Source organism: Saccharomonospora piscinae (genome assembly GCF_005862235.1).
GTDB lineage: Bacteria > Actinomycetota > Actinomycetes > Mycobacteriales > Pseudonocardiaceae > Saccharomonospora > Saccharomonospora piscinae.
Genome location: NZ_VCEK01000003.1, coordinates 643,989 through 663,980 on the forward strand (window position 1 = coordinate 643,989; position 19,992 = coordinate 663,980).

Consider the following 19,992-nt stretch of genomic DNA (forward strand, 5'->3'; position numbering starts at 1 on the left):
GGGCCGCCGGGGACCGTAAACTGGGGGCGTGTTGCAGATCCGCCGTGACCTCGTCGCCGCGATGGTCGACCACGCCCGCCGGGACCACCCGGACGAGGCGTGCGGCGTCATCGCGGGTCCCGACGACGGCACGGACCGCCCCGAACGTTTCGTCCCGATGGTGAACGCGGCGCGCTCGCCGACCTTCTACGAGTTCGACTCGGGTGATCTGCTCCGGCTCTACCGCGAAATGGACGCCCGCGACGAGAAGCCGGTGGTGATCTACCACTCCCACACGGCCACGGAGGCGTATCCGTCCCGCACCGACATCGCGCTGGCACAGGAGCCCTTCGCGCACTACGTGCTGGTGTCGACCCGTGATCCGGAGACGCACGAACTCCGCTCGTACCGCATCGTCGACGGTGAGGTGACCGAGGAGCCGGTCGAGGTCGTCGAGTCGTACATGTTCGCCAACACCGGAAGCGACGACGTCCCCGACGCGCGCTGACGGCCCGGTGCGGGAATTTTCCCGCCCGCGCGAACGTCTTTTCCTGTCGTCAGACCCCGAGTGGAGGTAACCCATGTCCGTGACCGTCTCCATCCCCACCATCCTGCGCACGCACACCGGCGGTGCGAAGTCGGTGGAGGCGACCGGGAAGACCGTGGCCGAGGTGATCGACGATCTCGACACCCAGCACGGCGGGCTGAAGGAGCGCCTGGTCAAGGACGAGAAGCTGCACCGGTTCGTCAACGTCTACGTCAACGACGAGGACGTGCGCTTCGCCGGTGGGCTCGACGCCGAGGTGTCCGACGGCGACACCCTGACCATCCTGCCCGCGGTGGCGGGCGGCGCGCGGTAGGCAGGCCCTCGATGGCCCGGTACGAGTCCCTGCTCGACACGCTCGGCGGCACCCCGTTGGTGGGGCTGCCGAGGCTGTCGCCCTCACCCGACGTGCGGTTGTGGGCCAAGCTGGAGGACCGCAACCCGACGGGTTCCATCAAGGACCGCCCCGCGCTCGCGATGATCGAGACGGCCGAGCGGGACGGGTTGCTCCGGCCCGGGGCCACGATCCTGGAGCCGACGTCGGGCAACACCGGCATCTCGCTGGCCATGGCCGCCAAGCTCAAGGGTTACGGCATGGTGTGCGTGATGCCGGAGAACACGTCGGAGGAGCGCAGGCAATTGCTCCAGGCGTACGGCGCGCGGATCGTGTACTCCCCGGCCGCGGGCGGTTCCAACGAGGCCGTGCGGCGAGCCAAGGAACTGGCGAAGGCCAATCCCGACTGGATCATGCTGTACCAGTACGGCAATCCGGCCAACGCCGAGTCCCACTACGACGGCACGGGCCCCGAACTGCTCAAGGACCTGCCGACGCTGACCCATTTCGTCGGGGGCCTCGGCACCACGGGCACACTCGTGGGGGTCGGCCGGTACCTGCACGATCACAAACCGGACGCGCAGGTGATCGCGGCGGAGCCCCGCTACGGCGAGCTGGTGTACGGCCTGCGCAACCTCGACGAGGGGTTCGTGCCCGAACTGTACGACCCCGACGTGCTCAGCGGCCGTTACTCGGTGGGTGCCTACGACGCGCTGCGGCGTACGCGGGAGCTGCTGGAACTCGAAGGGATCTTCGCGGGCATCTCCACGGGCGCCGTGCTGCACGCGGCGCTGGGGGTGGCCAACAAGGTCCTCGCGCGGGGTGAGCAGGCCGACATCGCCTTCGTGGTGGCCGACGCCGGGTGGAAGTACCTGTCCACCGGTGCCTACAGCGGATCGCTCGACGAGGCGGCCGAGCGGCTGGACGGCCAGCTCTGGGCGTGAGGCGGACCCGCCGCGCCCAGATGGCGTTCTCAGGGTTTTCACCCGAGGTCGTCGTCGGATGGAGGGGTTAGTGTGCGGGGTGTGGACATTCCCCGCGCCTCTTCTCCGGTTCCGTCGGGCAAACCCCGTCGCGCGCCCGGTAACCGGGTGATCCCGCCGAAGCCGGTCGCGTCGGCGGTGGTCGCGTTCGGCTTCGTGCTCGTGCTCTACCTCGTGGAGCTCGTCGACGTCGTGCTGCCGCTGAACCTGGACTACTACGGCATCGTCGCGCGCTCGCTCGACGGCCTCGACGGCGTCGTCTGGGCGCCGCTGCTGCACGCGGGCTGGCCGCACCTGTTCGCCAACACGGTGCCGGTGGCGGTGTTCGCGTTCCTGGCCATGGCGGGCGGCATCGGGCAGTGGGTGTGGGTGACGGCCACCATCTGGGTGCTCGGCGGGCTGGGAGTGTGGCTGACCGCACCCTCGCTCGCGGTCACCGTGGGCGCGTCGGGGCTGGCCTTCGGCTGGCTGGCGTTCCTGCTCGTGCGCGGGGTGTTCACCCGCAGCCTCGCCCAGCTCTCGGTGGCGGTGGTGCTGCTCGCGCTGTGGGGCGGCATGTTGTGGGGCGTGTTCCCCGGCACTCCGGGCATCAGCTGGCAGGGTCACCTGTTCGGTGCGCTGGGCGGGGTCGTCGCGGCCTGGCTGGTCGCGCGGGCGGACCGGGCTCGAGCGTCCTCGGCGTCCTCGGCGTCCACCGCGCCCCCGCCGCCCGGTACTCTCGGCACGTGACCACGGCCGACGCCCCGATCGGGATCTTCGACTCCGGTGTCGGCGGGCTGACGGTCGCGCGTGCCGTGGCCGACCAGCTGCCCGCCGAACGTCTTCGCTACCTCGGCGACACCGCGCACACGCCGTACGGGCCGCTGCCCATCGCCCGGGTCCGCGCGCTGGCGCTCGACGCGCTCGACGGGCTCGTCGCCGACGGGGTGAAAGCCCTCGTCATCGCGTGCAACACCGCGTCGGCCGCCTGCCTTCGGGACGCCAGGGAACGCTACGACATCCCGGTGTTCGAGGTGGTGCTGCCCGCCGCGCGGCGCGCCGCCGCCACCACTCGCAACGGCCGGGTGGGCCTGATCGGGACGGAGGGCACGGTCCGCTCGCGCGCGTACGACGACGCGCTGGCGGCCACCGACGTCACGCTGCACAGCGTGCCCTGCCCCCGGTTCGTGGAGTTCGTCGAACGCGGGACCACGTCGGGACGGCAGGTGCTCGGGCTCGCGCAGGGTTATCTCGATCCGCTCTGCGAGGCCGGGGTGGACACCCTGATCCTCGGCTGCACGCACTATCCCCTGCTCACCGGTGTGCTCCAGACGGTCATGGGCCCCGAGGTCACCCTCGTGTCGAGCGCGGAGGAGACAGCCAAGGACGTCGTCCGGGTGCTCACGGAACGGGATCTGCTGGCCGAGCCCGCCGAGGCGTCCGCGCACGAGTTCCTCGCCACCGGGTCCTCGGAGCCCTTCACCCGGCTGGCGCGGCGCTTCATGGGGTTCGGCAGCGTGCTCGCCGCCACGTGAGGCGGGCGTCGCGGCACCCGCCGTGGCATGGTGTTGATCGTGCGACTCACCATCCTCGGCTGTAGTGGCAGCATTCCCGGGCCGGACCGGGCCGCGTCGGGTTACCTGCTGGAGGCGGACGGCTTCCGGCTGGCGCTCGACCTCGGAAACGGCACGCTCGCGCGGCTCCAGGCGGTGTGCGACCCGTTCACGCTGGACGCGCTCGTGCTGTCACACCTGCATCCCGACCACTGCGCCGACGTCAGCGCGCTGACCGTGCTGCGGCGCTACCACCCCGCCCCGCCGTACGATCCGAGGCAGCGCAGGCTGCCGGTCCACGCGCCCGAGGAGGCGCCGGCCCGGCTGGCGAACGCCTACGCACCGCACGAGGCCGAGCGCCGAAACACCGACCTGTCCGACGTGTTCGCGTTCCACCCGCTGCACCCCGGAGCCCGGCGCATCGGGCCGTTCACGGTCACGCCGGTGCCCGTGGTGCATCCGACGGAGTCCTTCGGTTTCCGGATCGAGCACGGCGGCACCACGCTGGCCTACACCGGTGACACGGGGCCGTGCCCGGCGCTCGAGGAACTGGCGGCCGGGGCCACCGCCCTGTTGTGCGAGGCGAGCTGGACCGACGCCCCGGGTCGGCCCGAAGCCCTGCACCTGTCGGGCGCGCAGGCCGGTGCGCTCGCCGCGCGAGCGGGCGCGGGGCGCCTGCTGCTCACGCACGTGCCGCCGTGGTCGGACGTCGACGCGATCGTGGCGGAGGCGCGGGCCGCGTTCTCCGGCCCGGTCGAGCCGGTGGAGCAGGGCGCGGTCTACGACCTCTGAGCCGGGGACACGCCGGCGCCGATGGCGAGGCCCGCCTGGCGCAGCAATCGCCGCAGGTAGGCCGCGTGGTCGTCGGGCCGTGAGCTGCCGGGCTCCAGCACGAGGTGGTGGATCATCGCGCCCAGCAGCATGTCGATCAGCATGTCCAGGTCGGCGTCCGCGTCGAGCGCACCGGCCTCCTGCGCCCGGCGCAGTACCGCCCGGGCTCGCTCCCGGCGGGGGACGACGTGGTGGTTCCAGTAGATGTCCAGCAGGGCGGGGTGATCCGGGCCCGCACCGAGCAGGCGAGCCATCAGCGCCCGGTAGCGCGGGTCGGCGAGTGCCGCACCCCACCGGGGCAGCATCGCCTCGATCAGCTCGGCCGGTGGGACGTCCGGGTCCTGTTCGTCCAGCGCGGGGATGTCGTCGCGGGCTCGCTCGATCGCCTCGGCGAGCAGGTCCTCCTTCGTCGACCAGCGCTTGTAGACGGTCGCCTTCGCCACGCCCGCGCGCCGGGCGATCGCCTCGATACTCGTTCTCGCGAGCCCACGTTCCACGAACAGGTCCACGGCGGCGGTGAGGATCGCCGCGTCGGCGCGTGGGTCCCGGGGACGCCCCGGGCCGGGCCGGGGTACTGCCGTGCCGCTCATGCGGCGGTTCCCGCGCTCAGTGCCGTGGTGAGCCACCGCCGCAGCCCGTCCGGATCGGTTCCGCGCCAGGCGAGGTGGGCGTCGGGCCGGATCAACAGTGCCTGCCCCTCAGCGCCGGGGTCGGTCAGGGCGGTGATCTCGCCGCCCAGCTGGTCGTGCGCCGTGCGGGCGAGCGCGTCCGGGTGGGCTCCAGGCGGCGCGAGGAGGACCCACGCCGGAAGCAGTTCCGCGTGCAGCCGCGTGGACCGGCCCTCGGAGTCGAGGCAGACGCGGTCGGCGATCCGGTCGCCGGGCCTCGGTGCGGAACCCCGGCCACCGAGCGGTCCCTTCCGGTAGGTGACCCACAGCTGCGAGGCCCCGCGGGTCGCGGCTCTGCGGACCCGTTCGGTGTCGAGCAACGGCACGAGGACCCGGTCGCGCAGGAACGACACCACCGCGCTGTCGGCGGTCAGCAGGCGGGTGTTGGCCGTGGTGGCGCGCAGCACCTCGGCGGCCAGCGGGCGCCGCTCGGCGGTGTAGGTGTCCAGCAGCGGCTCCGCCGCCGAGCCCCGGACGACGAGCGCCAGTTTCCACGCGAGATTCTCGGCATCACCCAGCCCGGTGTTCATGCCCTGCCCGCCGATCGGACTGTGCACGTGGGCCGCGTCGCCTGCCAGCAGGACGCGGCCACGGCGGTAGTCCGCCGCGAGCCTGCGGTGGATGCGGAACACCGAGGTCCACACCGCGTCCCGGATGCGCAGGCCGGTCTCGCCCGTACGGGCGGGCACGAGCTCGGCGAACCGCGCGACGATCTCGTCGGCATCGAGCCTGCCGTCGAGATCGGCGACCTCGGCCATGAGCCGCCAGCGGTCGCCGCCGTCGGTGTCGTGCTCGTGGTCGTACATGGGCATCGCCATCACGATGCCGTCGCGGTGGAAGAAGCCCACCGACATGCTGCGGTCCCGGTGCCAGTCCGCGTGGACGTCGGCCAGCAGGAACCGCTCGGCCACCGGCACGCCGGGAAAGTCGATGCCCGCGAGCTCGCGCACGGTGCTGTGCGCGCCGTCGCAGCCGACAAGCCACTGTGCCCGCACCCGCGTGCCGTCGGCGAACTCGGCCGTCACACCGTCGGCATTCTGCTCGAACCCGGTCAGCGCCGTTGCCCACTCCACCGCCCCGCCCAGCTCGGCGAACCGGTCCCGCAGCCGCCGCTCGATCATGGCCTGGGACACGAACAGCGCCTGGGTCGATTCGGCCTCGTCGGGGGCGAAGCCCACGGTGGCGATGGGGCGGGAGCCCGCGTGCATGCGCATCGCCCTCGGTTCGAGCGAGCGTTCGCGAAGGTCGCCGAGGGCGCCGAGCCGGTGCAGGACCTCGACCGCCCGCGCGTGGGCGATGTTGGCCCGCGAGGTGGTGGCGGGGCCGCTCGCGCGATCGACGACGCGCACGCCGACACCGTGGGCCGCGAGCCCGCACGCGACGGTCAGGCCGGTCGGGCCGCCGCCGACGACCAGCACCTCTGTGTGTTCCGCCACGGCGCGCTCCCATTTTCTATACGTAACCGGTGACGAATACAAAATTACTCCGCCCTGGTGCCCCGTGTCCACGGTGGGGACCGAGTCGCCCGCCGTCACGGCGCGGTCACTAGGCTGCGGGACGTGGTGCGAGAAGACGGCAGGAACGACGACCAGCTCCGCGAGGTACGGCTCACCCGCGGATACCAGCAGTGGCCCGCGGGCTCGGTACTCGTCGAGTTCGGCGACACCCGGGTCCTCTGCGCGGCGAGCGTCACCGAGGGGGTGCCGCGCTGGCGGGCCGGTTCCGGCCTCGGCTGGGTGACGGCGGAGTACGCCATGCTGCCGTCGGCCACCCACACGCGGAGCGACCGCGAGTCGATCAAGGGGCGGGTCGGCGGGCGCACCCACGAGATCAGCAGGCTGGTCGGGCGAGCCCTGCGCTCCTGCATCGACCTGGCCGCGCTGGGCGAGAACACCATCGTCATCGACTGCGACGTCATCCAGGCCGACGGGGGAACCCGGACCGCTGCCATCACCGGTAGCTACGTGGCCCTGGCCGACGCCGTGACCTGGCTCGGCGCGGCGGGACGGCTGGCGGACCCGCAGCCGCTGTCGGCCGCCGTGTCGGCCGTCAGCGTGGGAGTCGTGGACGGGCGCGTGCGGCTCGACCTTCCCTACGAGGAGGACTCCCGCGCCGAGGTCGACATGAACGTGGTCGCCACCGACGCGGGCACGCTCATCGAGGTGCAGGGCACCGGCGAGGGCGCGACGTTCACCCGGTCCACCCTGGACAAGATGCTCGATCTCGCGCTCGCGGGCTGCGCCGAGTTGTCGCGCAGCCAGGCCGAGGCCCTCGCCGCGCCATATCCCGGCACGCTGCCCACCCCGCCGCCGACGAAGAAGAAGGGCTCCCGGTGAGCGCTCGGGTGCTGCTGGCGACCCGCAACGCCAAGAAGCTGGCCGAGCTGCGGCGCATCGTCGCCGAGGCGGGTGCCGCGGGGATCGAGATCGTCGGCATGGCCGAGGTGGAACCGTTCGACGAGGCCCCCGAGACCGGTGCGACGTTCGAGGAGAACGCGCTCGCCAAGGCTCGGGACGCCGCGAAGGCCACCGGGCTCGCGGCGGTCGCCGACGATTCCGGGCTCACCGTGGCGGCACTCAACGGAATGCCCGGCGTGCTGTCGGCGCGCTGGGCGGGTGCGCACGGCGACGACGAGGCCAATCTCCGGCTGCTGCTGGGCCAACTCGCCGACGTGCCCGACGAGCGACGCGACGCGGCGTTCGTGTGCGCGGTCGCGCTCGTGGTGCCCGGCGTGGCCGGTGCCGCGAGCGAGGTCGTGCTGCGCCGCGAGTGGCCGGGAACGCTGGTGCGGCAGCCGCGCGGTGACAACGGCTTCGGCTACGACCCGATCTTCGCTCCCGGCGGTGGCGACCGGACGGCGGCCGAGCTGGCCCCGGAGGAGAAGGACGCCGTCTCCCACCGGGGCCAGGCACTGCGCGCCCTCGCCCCGCACCTGGCAGAACTGGCGCGGTAGCAGCGCAGCGGTGGAGGTACGCCTAGCCGCCGACCTTCAGATCGCGCAGGAGCTTGGCCACGTGGCCGGTGGCGCGCACGTTGTACCTCGCGGTGCTGATCGTGCCGTCGCCGTCCACCACGAACGTCGAGCGGATGACGCCCTGCACCACGCGGCCGTAGTTCTTCTTCTCCCCGAAAGCGCCCCACTCGGTGAGCACCGTCTTGTCGGGGTCGGACAGCAGCGGGAAGGTCAGTTTCTCGTTCTCGGCGAAGGTGGCGAGCTTGCCCGGCTTGTCCGGCGAGATGCCGAGCACCTGGTAGCCCGCGTCGTTGAGCTGGGCCAGGTTGTCGCGGAAGTCGCACGCCTGCTTGGTGCAACCCGGAGTCCCCGCGGCGGGATAGAAGTACACCACCACGGAACGGCCGCGGAAGTCGGACAGCGACACGGTGTTGCCCTCGCTGTCCGGCAGCGTGAAATCGGGTGCCGGATCGCCGGGGGACAGGCGGATGGGGTCGGTCATGGCGGAAGCGTAACGCGCGGTTCCGCCGCCTCACACGGTGCCGACGAACACGGCCTTGGTCTCGTCCGACGAGTCGGGTCGCAGCGTCAGACGCAGCGCGGCCGGTTCGGGGTGTGCCGCGAACGCCAGCGTCACCCCCACCGTCTCACCCGGTGGAATGTCCCGGTCGGCGTCGACGACGCCGTTGTAGCCCCGCGTCGCGTCCTGGACCTGCTGGACCTCCACGTCCTCGATCGAGGCGCGCACCGAGAGGTCGGAGAGCCGGTACGGCTTCTGCCCGTCGTTGTACACCGTGATGTCGAAGGCGGCGGCCCGGTCGGATCGGGGGTAGGCGTTCTCGCTCGGCTGGAAGATGTTGGGCGAGGACACGCTGACGGAGAGCCCGGAAGGGAATCGGTGCTCGGAGCCGAAGCGCAGGCCCGCGGCCGGTGAGGTGGCGGCGGCGGAGTTCTGCGGCGGGGGCGCGGTGCCCGTGGCCGCCGCGGCGGGCGTGCCCGGGGGGCCGGGCGTCGCCTCGTCCGGTCCCGCACCCGCGGGCGACGTGCCGCAGGCTCCCAGCGCCAGCGCGGCACACACCCCGGCGACAACCTTCGCCGTCTTCGCCGCCGACGCCGCCGACACCGTAGACACCGTGGCCACAGCCTGACTCCTTGCTCCGGTCGCGGGGGTGGACTACTCCGTTCGGGCGTGTGGTCGTACCGCCCTCGTCCACTGTGACGACGGGAGCATCCACGGGCCACCCGGAGTAGAGGGTTGACGCGGAGTCGGAGCTTCGCCGTGTCCTCGTCGTAATCCGCGTGGCGGATCGCGTGGCGGCGGTCACCGGCGAGGGGGCGTGGCGAGTGCGGGGGCTCACACCGCGATGGCGAAGACGAGGATGAACACCGCCAGGCCCGCCAGCCAGATCACGATGAGCCAGCCCCAGTCGCGCCAGGGATCGACGACACGGTTGTCCTCGCCCGGCACGTAGACGCCGCGCTTCTCGAACCAGTCGGCCCACCGGTCGGGCCAGCGGAGCAGGCGCCGTCCGTCCATGCGTCTCTCCCGTGTCGTCACCCAGCGTGTCGCGGGTTCATACTCCAAGTCAGTTGGAGTGGGGGCAAGTCAAGGCGATGTATCAATCGACCTCGCATTGTTCACCGTCCGCGTTCGACGATCTAGTGTGTGAGGTCACTCACGCGGCTGCCGTGGGCACGACCGGGTGCCCGGTGGACGGCTCGCGATCACAACGGAATGGAGGCTCCATGCGAGCGTCAGCGGTCTGGCGGTCGGCGGTCCTGTTGAGCGCCGCCACACTGGTGCTCACCGCCTGCGGCGGTGGCGGAGGCGGCCAGGGCGACGGCGACGGCGGCGACGGCGTACTGAACCTCGGGTACGTGCTCCCGGAAACCGGGCAACTCGCGTTCCTCGGACCCCCGCAGATTCAGTCGGTGAAGTACGCCGTCCAGGAGATCAACGACGCGGGTGGCGTGCTCGGGCAGCCGATTCCTGAGGTCGTGGCGTCCGACGAGGCGGGGCAGGCGGGTGTCGCCGTGCAGTCGGCCAACCGCGTGCTCTCCGGCGGGGTCGACGCGCTGATCGGCGCGGCGGCGTCCAACATGTCGCTCGCCATCATCGACAACGTCACCGGGTCGGGTGTCGTGCAGTGTTCGGGGTCCAACACGGCGGCGACCTTCACCGACTACCCGGACAGCGATCTCTACTTCCGTACGGCGCCGAGTGACAACCTTCAGGCTTCCGTACTGAGCAAGGTGATCGCCGAGGACGGCCACCAGCGGGTCGCCATCGCGGCCAGGGCAGACGACTACGGCAGGGGACTGCTGGACTCGACCACGGAGGCACTGGAGTCGGCCGGCGTCACCGTGGTGATGGGCGAGACGTACGACCCCGAGGCCACGAACTTCGACCAGATCGCCCAGCAGGTGAAGGGCTCCAACCCGGACGCCGCCGTGGTCGTGGCGTTCGAGGAGGGCACCCAGGTGCTCCAGTCGATGATCGAGGCGGGCGTCGGGCCGCAGGAGATCGGCGTCTACGGCACGGACGGCCTGCGTAGTGCCGAGCTGGCCTCGCTCGTGTCCCCGAACGACCCCGGTGTGATCGCGGGCATGAAGGGCACGGCGCCGACGGCGGAGAACGACGAGTACAGCGAGCGGCTCAAGGAGTTCGCGCCGGACCTCAAGGAGATGCAGTTCGCGCCGCAGGTCTTCGACTGCGTGACGATCATCGCCCTCGCGGCCGAGGCCGCGCAGACCGACGATCCCACGGTGTTCGCGGCGGAGATCAACGGAGTCACGGGTGAGGGCGAGAAGTGCAGCTCGTTCGCGGACTGCAAGGAACTGCTCGACAACGGCTCCGACATCGACTACGAGGGTGTGAGCGGCCCGCTCGACTTCGTGGAACAGGGCGAGCCCGGCAAGGCCACCTTCGACGTCTACACCTACGACGACGAAGGCGAGCTGGCCACCGTCCGCACGGAGGAAGGCACGGCTGCGAACTGAGTACCGGAGATGCCGGGAAGGCCACCCTCACTGCGTCAGCCGCAGCGAGGGTGGCCTTCCCGGCACCCTGCCAGGCACGGGTCAGCGGACTCGGGCCAGCGTTCCCAGGTACAGCTCGATGACCTTGGGGTCGTGCAGCAGTTCCCGGCCCGTGCCGGTGTAGGCGTTGGTGCCCTGGTCGAGCACGTAACCCCGGTCGCAGATCTGCAGGCACCGGCGCGCGTTCTGCTCGACCATGAGGATCGACACGCCCGTCTCGTTGATCTGCCTGATGCGGGCGAAGACCTCGTCCTGGTAGCGCGGCGACAGGCCCGCCGACGGCTCGTCGAGCAGCAGCACGTCCGGGCCCATCATGAGCGCGCGGCCCATCGCGAGCATCTGCCGTTCGCCACCCGACATCGAACTCGCCTTCTGCGACCGGCGCCGCCCGAGCACGGGAAACAGTTCCTCCACGTACGCCACGCGGTCGTCGAACGCCTTCGGCCGCAGATACGTGCCCATGCGGAGATTCTCCTCCACACTCAGCGGGCCGAACACGTTGTCGCGTTGCGGCACGTAGCCGATGCCGCGCGAGACGAGGGTGTGCGCCGGCTTGTTGGTGAGGTCCTCGCCGCGCAGGCGGACACTGCCGTCCCGGACGCGCAGCAGCCCGAACACCGCCTTGATGAACGTCGACTTACCGGCTCCGTTCGGGCCGATCACCCCGACGATCTCCCCGGAGTGCAGGTCGAGCCCGCACCCGCGCAGGATGTCCACGCCTGGGACGTAGCCCGCGTAGACGTCCTGCGCCACCAGCAGCGGATCACTCATCGTCGTCCTCCACACCGGGCTCGCCGTGCTCACTGCCGAGGTAGGCGTCGATCACGGCGGGGTCGGCACCGACCACGTCCGGCGGGCCCTCGGCCACGACCCTGCCCTCCGCCAGGCACACCACCCAGTCGCTGATGCCCATGACCACGTCCATGTCGTGCTCCACGAAGCACACGGTCATGCCCTCGTCCCGCAGCGCCGTGATGTGGCCGAGCAGCGACTGCGTCAGCGCGGGGTTCACGCCCGCCATCGGTTCGTCCAGCATGACCATCGTGGGCCGCACCATCAAGGCGCGCGCCATCTCCAGCAGCTTGCGCTGCCCACCGGACAGCGTGCCCGCGAACTCGTCGCGCATGTGCGCGAGCTTGAAGCGCTCCAGCAGCTCGTCGGCGCGCGCCTCGATCTCCCGCTCCTGCCGTCGCCACAGCGGGGGCAGCAGGGAGGGCAGCAGCCGCTCACCACGCTGCGCGGTCGCCGCGAGCTTGAGATTGTCCACGACGGACAGCTTCCCGAGTGTTTTCGTGAGCTGGAAGGTGCGCACCATGCCGTGCCGGGCGACCCGGTGGGCCGCCTTGCCCGCCAGCGGTGCGCCGTCGAAGGTCCACGATCCCGCGTCGGCGCGGTCGAAGCCGCTGAGCACGTTGAACAGGGTGCTCTTGCCCGCGCCGTTCGGTCCGATCAGCGCCGTGATGGTGCCCCGCTGGATTTCCAGGTGCTCCACGTCCACGGCGGTGAGGCCGCCGAAGGTGCGCCGTACGCCGTCGGCGACCAGCAGGGCGTCGGGCTTGGCCACGCCCGGTTCGGGCGCGATGTCGTCAGCGGGCATCGAGCTGCATCTCCTTGCGACTGCCGAGAACACCTTGCGGCCGGAACACCAGCAGCACCATCAGTCCGAGCCCGACCAGCGCCATGCGCACGGCGCCGATCTCCGATGCGTCCAGCACGGTCGATGGGATGACCCCGCCCTGGATCGCCTGGCGCAGCACGCTGTCGAAGAACGTGAGGATCGCCCAGAACAGCACCGCGCCCAGCACGGGACCGAACACCCGGCCCGCGCCGCCCAGGACCAGCAGCGTGTAGAGGAAGAACGTCACCACGGGGTCGTAGCTGTCCGGGTTGACCGACTGGTTCTGCAGGGCGAACAGCATCCCGGCCAGCGACCCGAGCACACCGCCGAGCACGAGGCTCTGGAGTTTGTACGAGTAGACGCTCTTGCCGAGGCTGCGAACGGCGTCCTCGTCCTCGCGGATGGCTCGCAGTACCCGGCCCCACGGGCTGCGCACCAGCAGCCACACCAGCAGTGTCGCGAGCGCCACCAGGCCCCAGGAGACGCTGAGCACCCAGAGGTCGCGGGAGCTGTAGTTCAGCAGCCAGAAGCCGTAGCGGTCGGGCGCAACGGGGTTGAGTTCGTAGAACTCGCCCGCGAACTGCTGCAACCCGAACACGCCGCCGGTGACCGGCTCGGACCATTCGGAGCGGTAGAACATCCGCAGGATCTCGCCCGCGGCGATGGTCGCGATGGCCAGGTACTCCGCACGCAGCCGCAGGGTGGGTAACCCGAGCAGCAACGCGAGCAGGACCGAGCACGCGATGCCGACGGCGACTCCCGCCCACAGTGACAGCCCGAACGTCGACACCGACGCTGCGACGCCGTAGGCGCCCACGAGCATGAAACCGACCTGCCCGAAGTTGAGCAGTCCGGTGTAGCCGAAGTGCAGGTTGAGCCCGACCGCCGCGAGGGCGTAGACGGCTGCCACAGGGCCGATCCCGGCCCGCAGCGCGTCCGAGAGGATGACTTCCCAGTCCATGCGTACCCGCCTAGCCCACTCGTTCCCGCGTGCCGAGGATTCCCTGCGGCCGTACCAGCAGCACCACGATGAGAGCCAGTAGCGCCCATGCGTTCTGCAGATCGACCGGGAACCACAGGCTGGACATCTGCGCGACGATCCCGATGACGAAGCTGCCGACCATGGCGCCGTAGGCCGACCCGAGCCCGCCGAGGATGATGCCCGCGAACATCAGCAGCAGGAGCCGGAAGCCCATGTCCCAGGTGACGATCTCGGCGAGGCCGAAGAACACGCCGCCCAGCGCGGCGAGACCACCGCCGAGCACCCACACGACGAGGACGACCCGCTGCACGTCGATCCCGGAGGACTCGGCGAGGTCGCGGTTGGCCGACACGGCGCGGATGGCGGTGCCGATCCTGGTCTTCTCCAGCAGCAGCGCCACTCCGACGAGCACCAGCACGGACAGCACCGTGATCGTGAGGTCGCGGGGGGTGATCCCGACCGGTCCGAACGTGAGGACGTCCTGGAGGTCGTACTCCCGGTAGGAGCCGGGGCGGCTGTCGAAGAACACCAGCACGACGTGGCGCAGCAGCAGCGACAGCCCGATCGTGATGATGAAGAAGTTGATCATCCCGGTGCCGCGGCGGCGGAGTGGCCGGAACAGACCGAGTTCGAGCAGCCCGCCGAGTAGTCCTCCCACGATCACCGCGAGCACCGCGGCCACCAGCAGGTGCAGACCGGGTCCGCCCACCGCGACGTTCAGGAAGAACGCCACGACGGCACCGATGGTCACCAGCTCGCCGTGGGCGAAATTGATCAAGTGGGTGGTTCCGAACACCAGCGAGAGTCCGACCGCGGTGATCGCGATGATCGCACCGAACTGGATGCCGTCGACGAGCGCCTGCAGCGCCCGGTCGAGGAACGTCGGACCTCTCGGCACCTCGCCGCCCTGCGCTGACGCGGTGGCCGGTGACGCGACCACGAGCAGCAGGGCCAACGCCGGTGCGAGCAGTCGATGAAGACGCACTGCCACCTCGCTCGCCGTCATGGGCTTGTGGCGCGCAGTGTACGGGCGGGTAAGGCCTTTGGGTGGTCTCGTGCTGGATTGTTACCTGACGTAGCTGTCTGCGGCCGAAATCCCGTGCCGCGTCATAAGACGTTCCTCCGTTCGTCTGCACAGATAGCCCATTCGGGGGCTGTGGAGGAATGGAGTTCTATGGAAGATCGGACCGCTGCCGTTCTCACGGCACTGACCGGACTGCGACACGACCTCGACCGGGTCGTACCCCTGCTGCGCCACGGCGCCCCGCCTCCGCTGCAGCGTGCTCTGGCGGCCAGGCTGATCGAGGTGGGAGAGTTGCTCGACGACCACGCCGACGCGCAGGCCGTGGCCGGAAACGGGCACGCGGACGGGATGGTGCCCGGTGACGCGGAGGATCGTGACTGCTGACCTCCCGTGCGCGTCGGGAGTCCGCACGCCGTCGGGTAGGGTGTCGGCGTGCCGGGAATGATCCGGCGCGGCAGGACGTTGTCCTGGGCAGTCGCAGGTTTTGCGTGTTCGTGTCTTGCACGTCCGCGAAAGATCGGTGCGGGCGTGTCACGTCTCCTCGCGACAGGTGGGAAACGCTGGCCGGCTCGACCCCGCGGCTGCGGGCGGTCGCACGGTGTGGCCGCCGACATTTCCCCTTCGAAGGAGACTCCATGACCGAGGGAACCGTGAAGTGGTTCAACAGCGAGAAGGGCTTCGGCTTCATCGCCCCCGATGACGGGAGCGCCGACGTCTTCGTGCACTACAGCGAGATCGACGGGCGCGGCTTCCGCAGCCTTGAGGACGGCCAGCGCGTCGCCTTCACCGTCGGCCAGGGCGCCAAGGGCCCGCAGGCCACCGGCGTGCGCGCCCTCTGAGTCACGCCTGAGTGTGCCGGGGGCGCCGTGTCACGCGGCGCCCCCGCTCGCGACCACCTCACGGACCGTGTCGCACAGGGAGAGTGTTTGCACTCGATGTCTTCGGCAACCTCCGGGACCACCCCGGAAACCGTTCCGGCGCATGAGCAGGTCGATGCCGCGCCGCTTCAATTCAGTCACACCACCCACGAGGAGCCGGTCGACTACCGCGAGCTGGAGTCTCCAGAGGAGACCCCCGTTGGCGGTCCCGTCAGCCTCTTTCACGCTCCTCCAGCCTCCGCCGCCTCGCCGGTCGCGCCTCCCTCGCCGGGGGCCGCCGCACCGCGGGGCGGAAACGACGGCAGAAACGGTGGCCGCCCGGGCGGTGGCCACGGTGGCCGCGGCGGCCGGGGAGGAAACCGTGACAAGGGGGGCCGCGGCGGCCCGGGTTCGGCCTCGTCGCGTGGTTCCTCCCGCTCCCGCCGCTCGCGCCGACGCCGCTGAGCCGCTCGCGGCGCCTCCGATCAGGTGGTCGCCGGTTCCGGTGACCCGGATCATCGGGTATCTCGCCTAGTGTGAAGTCCACGAGGCGGAAGAGGTGACCGGTGCCGCTGCGTCGAGTGCTGGTGGCGACGGACCTGTCGGCCAGGTCCGGGGTAGCGCTGCGCCGGGCCGCTCGGCTCGCGTCGCTGCACCGGGCCGAGTTGACGGCGCTGTTCGCCGTCCCGCTGCCGGCGGACGACGACCTCACCGCCGTCGCCGCCGAGGCGCTGCGTGCTCACACCGCCGAGTACATCGGCACCAGGGCCGCGATGGTGGTGCGATCCGGTTCACCGGCGGAGACCATCGTGGCCGAGGCCGTGGACGGCTCCACCGACCTGCTCGTACTGGGGGCACACGGCCTCCGGGGACTCGTCGGTGCGCTGGTGGGCAGCACCACGGAGAACGTCGTCCACGCGAGCCCCTGTCCCGTGCTGGTGGTGCGCACGCCGGTCACCGCCGACTACGACACCGTTCTGCTCGGGGTCGACGACTCCGCGACGGCCCGCACCGCCGCGCGGTTCGGCGCGGCGCTCACTCCCGGAGCCGACCACACGGTCGTGCATGTCAGCGTCGTCATCGGCGAGCAGTTGCTTCGCCTGCGCGGACTCGACGACGCCGATCTCGAACGGTTGCGGGCCGCCAGCACGGCCGAGATCCGGCCCCGGATCGAGGAGTTCGCGGCGACGCTGCGGCCGGGGCCTGCGACAGTGGTCGTCGGTTCCGGGTCGCCGCAGCGGGTGCTGCCCGAACTGGCGGCGCGGCGGAAGGCCGATCTGGTCGTCACGGGTACCGGCACGACCTCGCGCTTCGAGCGCGCGTTACTCGGCAGCGTCGCGCAGAACGCGGTGCGGCACTCGCCCACGGACGTGCTGGTCGTGCCCGGCGATCGAGACGGCGCGGCCGCGGGCTAGGCTCGCCGCCGCTGTCTTGATCACTGGAGGGCCCGTGTTCGGCATCATCCGTCCCTGCCCGCATCGGCTGTCCCCCGCGCTGCACGCCGACTGGGTGGCCCACCTGTGCGGTCTCTGCCTGACCCTGCGCGACCACCACGGCCAGCTCGCCAGAACGGCGACCAACTACGACGGGCTGGTGATCTCGGCGCTGGTCGAGGCCCAGCGGGCGGACACCGGTGCGCGGCGGCTCGCGGGTCCGTGCCCGCTGCGCGGCATGCGACGCGCCGCCGTGGCCGGAGGCGAGGGCAGTGCGCTCGCCGCCTCGGTGTCGCTGGTGCTGGCCTCGGCCAAGGTGCGCGATCACGCCGAGGACGGCGACGGCGCGCTGCGGCACCGGAGCCTCGCGAGCCTCGCACGGTCGGCGGCGGGCCGCTGGTCTCGACAGGGCGGAGCCACGGCGGCCCTGGTCGGACTCGACCCGACGCCGCTGGCCGAGGCGGTCGCGATCCAGTCCTCGCGGGAAGCGGCCGTGGGGCTGGGCGATTCGGTGCTGTCGGTCACCGAACCCACCGAGACCGCGACCGCGGCCGCGTTCGCACACACCGCGGTGCTGGCGGGTAACCCCGGCGATGCCGAGACGCTGTCCGAGGTGGGACGCTTCTTCGGGCGAGTGGCACACCTGCTCGACGCGGTCGAGGACCGCGACGCCGACCTCGCCTCGGGGGCGTGGAACCCGCTGACCGCCACCGGGACCTCGCTGCCGGAGGCTCGCCGGCTGTGCGACGACGCCGTGCGCGGGGTTCGGCTGGCACTGCACGAGGTCACGTTCCGGCGTCCCGGACTGGTCCACGCCTTGCTGGTACACGAACTCGAGCACGCTGTGACCCGGACGTTCGGGCACCGCTCACCGCCGCCCTCACCGGGGGGTCCCCACCAGCCAAACCAGCCGCAGTGGTCGGCTCACGGACCGCACCACCCCGCTGCGGCCTTGCCCGGTTCGGAGTTGCCGCCGCAGGACGCTGACCGGCACGACGGCCCGCCCGCACCGCCGCCGCACGACAGGTTCGACGTCGCCGACGGCGATGGTGGGGGCTGCTGGGTACCGAAGTTCTCGGTGCCACCGCGAGCGCGCAACGCACTCGTGGGCTGCCTGCTCGTGCCGTACCAGTGCTGCACGTGCCAGTACTGCTGCCGGGACCCGTGGCCCGGCCCGTGGAGCGGTCGCCCGCACACCGCCTGCTGCGAGTACTGCGAATGCTGCAGCTGTTGCGAATGCGGCAGCTGTGGCTGATCCGGTCGCCCACCGCTCGTAGAAAGCCATTCACATTTTTCGGGTGCCGTTCCCCGCATTCACCCGGACAGCAGGCTTGCCACCGCACTCTCCGTGCGGGTTTCATCACAGAAGAGACACGAAACCCGCACACGCGGAAAGGAGAGCAGTCACCGGTCCGTCCCGGCACGAGTGTGGGGAGTGAGAATCGTGCCTATTCTCGGGATCGACATCTCACATCATCAGGGCAGCTTCGATGTGGAACGCGCGGCCCGTGAGGGCATCGAGTTCTTCATTTTCAAGGCCACGGAGGGAAGCGGCTTCACCGACTCGCGATTCGCCGAGAACCTGGCGAAGGCGCGCAGAACGGGCAAGCTGTACGCCGCCTACCACTACCAGCGCGACGGCATCAGCGCGGCGGCTCAGGTCGCGCACGTGCGCACCATCGTGCCCCGCGGGGTGCCGGTGATCCCGGACGTGGAGACCAACAGCGGTGGAGTGGCACTGACCCGGGATCTGGTCACCCGGTTGCGCAACGCGGGTTATCCGGTGCCCCTGCTGTACTTGCCGAGGTGGTACTGGCAACGGATCGGATCACCCTCACTCGCGGGGCTTCCGCCGCTGTGGTCGTCGCGCTACCCGGACAACGTGGTGGACGACATCCGTGACGAGTACGCCGACGTGCCGCCCCACTACTGGGACGGCTACGGCGGGCTGCGGGTCGCGGTGCTGCAGTTCACCAGCTCCGCCCGCGTGGCAGGGCGTTCGCCCATCGACGGCAACGCCTATCGGGGAACGATCGCGCAACTGCGAGCCCTGTTCCAGTCCCCGGGTGGAGGTGGCTCCGCCCCGTCGAACCCGCAACAGGAGGACACCATGCCTGTGCCGCTGACCGTGGGCACGCACGCCCAGAGTTTCCAGATTCCCGCCGGGGCCGACCAGATCGCCATCAACTGTCCGCACGGGGAACTGACGGTGAACGCCCTGCTGTTCGTCGGCGACCGATATCCGGACGGGCGTGAGGACGACGGGCTGCCGAAGTTCGACTACCGGGGGAATCCCGCCCCGGACGGCGGGAAGACCGTCCATCGCCTCCGCCCCTGGCGCGTCGACATCCCGAAAGGGGCGACCAGCGGCGCCTTGTACTACGAATACGCCAAGCCCGACGACCGCTACGAGTACTACGGTTCGCTGGATTTCGTGTACTAAGAGCCCCTAACACATTGGTCTGTTCGGCTCGCGGCGGCCAGGCGGCGCCTCGCCGCGTTGGAGGATCGCCCACGTACTTCCAGTACGCGGACGCCCCTCCGCCTTGCGACGTACCGCCTGGCCGCCGCTCCCTGATCGAACGCCAATGCGTTAGGGGCTCTAAGGTGGGTGTGGCCCGGACTCACCACCGGGCCACACACACGGCTCATTCCTCTTCTTCGCCATTCAGCGCGGCGTTGGCGCTCGCCGGGACACCCTTCACGATGTCCACGATCGTCTTGCCAGCCGCTCCGGGCCAGCCGTAGAACGGATCGGTCAGCGTCTTCACCGCGCCTTCGAGCTTGTCGACGTTCTCCGTCCCGATCAGCTTGCCCAGCTGGTCCTTCGGCATGTTGGTGAGTTTGTCGAACTTGTCGACGAACTCCGGGCTCTCGCCGTGCCGCACCATCGTGTCCCTGACCCAGTTGGTGAGCCGGTCCGGGATGGCCGGCTTGGGCGCGGGGTCCGGTGAGCCGTTGGGGTTGCCGTTCGGTGTCGACTCGCCGTCCGGAGACCCCCCGCCGCTCGGCGGGTCGCCGGCGTTGTCTCCGGGGGTGTTGTTGGGCCCGGCGTTGTCTCCGGGGGTGTTGTTGGGCCCGGCGTTGTCTCCGGGGGTGTTGTTGGGCCCGGCGTTGTCTCCGGGGGTGTTGTTGGGCCCGGCGTTGTCTCCGGGGGTGTTGTTGGGCCCGGCGTTGTCTCCGGGGGTGTTGTTGGGCCCGGCGTTGTCTCCGGG

General features: G+C 70.8%; 23 protein-coding genes and 1 pseudogene. 14 read left to right on the plus strand and 10 right to left on the minus strand.

The window, feature by feature from the left end; translation table 11 throughout:
* The first annotated feature begins 28 nt into the window (after positions 1-28).
* The 6 genes from FFT09_RS14170 to FFT09_RS14195 all read left to right on the plus strand — a co-directional run bounded on the left by FFT09_RS14170 (position 29) and on the right by FFT09_RS14195 (position 4,164).
* Positions 29-487 (plus strand): M67 family metallopeptidase, encoded by a 459-nt coding sequence (locus tag FFT09_RS14170; RefSeq protein ID WP_024874706.1) that lies wholly within the window; start codon positions 29-31, stop codon positions 485-487.
* Between the two features lie 73 nt (positions 488-560).
* Positions 561-839 (plus strand): MoaD/ThiS family protein, encoded by a 279-nt coding sequence (locus FFT09_RS14175; RefSeq protein WP_024874705.1) that lies wholly within the window; start codon positions 561-563, stop codon positions 837-839.
* Positions 840-850: 11 nt separating this feature from the next.
* Positions 851-1,801, plus strand: coding sequence for a PLP-dependent cysteine synthase family protein (locus FFT09_RS14180; RefSeq protein WP_081191356.1), 951 nt, complete (start codon positions 851-853; stop codon positions 1,799-1,801).
* Positions 1,802-1,948: 147 nt separating this feature from the next.
* The gene (locus FFT09_RS14185) at positions 1,949-2,569 is read left to right on the plus strand and encodes a rhomboid family intramembrane serine protease (protein ID WP_138383210.1); all 621 of its coding nucleotides are present in this window, start codon (positions 1,949-1,951) and stop codon (positions 2,567-2,569) included.
* Positions 2,566-3,354 carry a glutamate racemase gene (gene murI / locus FFT09_RS14190; RefSeq protein WP_138382966.1) on the plus strand — a complete coding sequence of 263 codons (789 nt, stop codon included), beginning with the start codon at positions 2,566-2,568 and terminating at the stop codon, positions 3,352-3,354. The genes FFT09_RS14185 and murI overlap by 4 nt, the downstream gene beginning before the upstream one ends.
* Positions 3,355-3,393: 39 nt before the next feature.
* The gene (locus tag FFT09_RS14195) at positions 3,394-4,164 is read left to right on the plus strand and encodes an MBL fold metallo-hydrolase (RefSeq protein WP_138382967.1); all 771 of its coding nucleotides are present in this window, start codon (positions 3,394-3,396) and stop codon (positions 4,162-4,164) included.
* Here the strand turns inward: FFT09_RS14195 and FFT09_RS14200 are convergent.
* Both FFT09_RS14200 and FFT09_RS14205 read right to left on the minus strand, forming a co-directional pair.
* Positions 4,152-4,793, minus strand: coding sequence for a TetR/AcrR family transcriptional regulator (locus tag FFT09_RS14200; protein ID WP_138382968.1), 642 nt, complete (start codon positions 4,791-4,793; stop codon positions 4,152-4,154). The genes FFT09_RS14195 and FFT09_RS14200 overlap by 13 nt on opposite strands.
* Positions 4,790-6,307 carry an FAD-dependent monooxygenase gene (locus tag FFT09_RS14205; RefSeq protein WP_138382969.1) on the minus strand — a complete coding sequence of 506 codons (1,518 nt, stop codon included), beginning with the start codon at positions 6,305-6,307 and terminating at the stop codon, positions 4,790-4,792. Before FFT09_RS14205 ends, FFT09_RS14200 begins: the two co-directional genes overlap by 4 nt.
* A gap of 123 nt (positions 6,308-6,430) precedes the next feature.
* Between FFT09_RS14205 and rph the strand changes: the two genes are divergently transcribed.
* Positions 6,431-7,207 carry a ribonuclease PH gene (rph, locus tag FFT09_RS14210; RefSeq protein ID WP_081191351.1) on the plus strand — a complete coding sequence of 259 codons (777 nt, stop codon included), beginning with the start codon at positions 6,431-6,433 and terminating at the stop codon, positions 7,205-7,207.
* Positions 7,204-7,824 carry an RdgB/HAM1 family non-canonical purine NTP pyrophosphatase gene (gene rdgB, locus FFT09_RS14215; protein ID WP_081191350.1) on the plus strand — a complete coding sequence of 207 codons (621 nt, stop codon included), beginning with the start codon at positions 7,204-7,206 and terminating at the stop codon, positions 7,822-7,824. Before rph ends, rdgB begins: the two co-directional genes overlap by 4 nt.
* Positions 7,825-7,846: 22 nt before the next feature.
* Here the strand turns inward: rdgB and bcp are convergent, their stop codons facing one another.
* From bcp to FFT09_RS14230, 3 genes are all read right to left on the minus strand, one after another.
* Positions 7,847-8,326 carry a thioredoxin-dependent thiol peroxidase gene (gene bcp / locus FFT09_RS14220; protein ID WP_081191349.1) on the minus strand — a complete coding sequence of 160 codons (480 nt, stop codon included), beginning with the start codon at positions 8,324-8,326 and terminating at the stop codon, positions 7,847-7,849.
* A gap of 30 nt (positions 8,327-8,356) precedes the next feature.
* A complete protein-coding gene (locus FFT09_RS14225; RefSeq protein WP_341869011.1) occupies positions 8,357-8,965 on the minus strand; it encodes a hypothetical protein in 609 nt (202 codons plus the stop codon).
* A 213-nt stretch (positions 8,966-9,178) separates the two neighbouring features.
* Complete coding sequence (locus tag FFT09_RS14230; protein ID WP_024874694.1) at positions 9,179-9,361, minus strand: hypothetical protein; 183 nt, start codon at positions 9,359-9,361, stop codon at positions 9,179-9,181.
* A gap of 209 nt (positions 9,362-9,570) precedes the next feature.
* On the opposite strand from FFT09_RS14230, the gene FFT09_RS14235 reads away from it, so the two are divergent.
* Positions 9,571-10,824, plus strand: a complete 1,254-nt coding sequence (locus tag FFT09_RS14235; protein WP_024874693.1) for an ABC transporter substrate-binding protein — start codon at positions 9,571-9,573, stop codon at positions 10,822-10,824.
* 81 nt (positions 10,825-10,905) lie between these two features.
* Here FFT09_RS14235 and FFT09_RS14240 read toward each other — a convergent pair whose 3' ends face one another.
* From FFT09_RS14240 to FFT09_RS14255, 4 genes are read right to left on the minus strand one after another with little or no spacing between them, the layout of a single operon-like run.
* On the minus strand, positions 10,906-11,634 hold the full coding sequence (locus tag FFT09_RS14240; RefSeq protein WP_024874692.1) for an ABC transporter ATP-binding protein: 729 nt from the start codon (positions 11,632-11,634) through the stop codon (positions 10,906-10,908).
* Entirely contained in the window at positions 11,627-12,460 is an 834-nt protein-coding gene (locus tag FFT09_RS14245) for an ABC transporter ATP-binding protein (RefSeq protein WP_081191348.1), read from the minus strand. The genes FFT09_RS14240 and FFT09_RS14245 overlap by 8 nt, the downstream gene beginning before the upstream one ends.
* Entirely contained in the window at positions 12,450-13,442 is a 993-nt protein-coding gene (locus FFT09_RS14250) for a branched-chain amino acid ABC transporter permease (protein ID WP_138382970.1), read from the minus strand. The genes FFT09_RS14245 and FFT09_RS14250 overlap by 11 nt, the downstream gene beginning before the upstream one ends.
* A 10-nt stretch (positions 13,443-13,452) precedes the next feature.
* The gene (locus tag FFT09_RS14255) at positions 13,453-14,448 is read right to left on the minus strand and encodes a branched-chain amino acid ABC transporter permease (protein ID WP_081191346.1); all 996 of its coding nucleotides are present in this window, start codon (positions 14,446-14,448) and stop codon (positions 13,453-13,455) included.
* Between the two features lie 189 nt (positions 14,449-14,637).
* Between FFT09_RS14255 and FFT09_RS14260 the strand changes: the two genes are divergently transcribed.
* From FFT09_RS14260 to FFT09_RS14280, 5 genes are all read left to right on the plus strand, one after another.
* A complete protein-coding gene (locus tag FFT09_RS14260; protein ID WP_024874688.1) occupies positions 14,638-14,871 on the plus strand; it encodes a hypothetical protein in 234 nt (77 codons plus the stop codon).
* Between the two features lie 251 nt (positions 14,872-15,122).
* Positions 15,123-15,326, plus strand: a complete 204-nt coding sequence (locus FFT09_RS14265) for a cold-shock protein (RefSeq protein ID WP_024874687.1) — start codon at positions 15,123-15,125, stop codon at positions 15,324-15,326.
* 584 nt (positions 15,327-15,910) lie between these two features.
* The gene (locus FFT09_RS14270) at positions 15,911-16,759 is read left to right on the plus strand and encodes a universal stress protein (RefSeq protein WP_081191345.1); all 849 of its coding nucleotides are present in this window, start codon (positions 15,911-15,913) and stop codon (positions 16,757-16,759) included.
* A 34-nt stretch (positions 16,760-16,793) separates the two neighbouring features.
* A complete protein-coding gene (locus tag FFT09_RS14275; protein WP_138382971.1) occupies positions 16,794-18,032 on the plus strand; it encodes a DUF5685 family protein in 1,239 nt (412 codons plus the stop codon).
* Positions 18,033-18,221: 189 nt separating this feature from the next.
* On the plus strand, positions 18,222-19,220 hold the full coding sequence (locus FFT09_RS14280; RefSeq protein WP_138382972.1) for a glycoside hydrolase family 25 protein: 999 nt from the start codon (positions 18,222-18,224) through the stop codon (positions 19,218-19,220).
* Positions 19,221-19,425: 205 nt separating this feature from the next.
* Here the strand turns inward: FFT09_RS14280 and FFT09_RS22930 are convergent.
* Positions 19,426-19,992, minus strand: a pseudogene (locus FFT09_RS22930) (hypothetical protein); the annotation flags it as partial.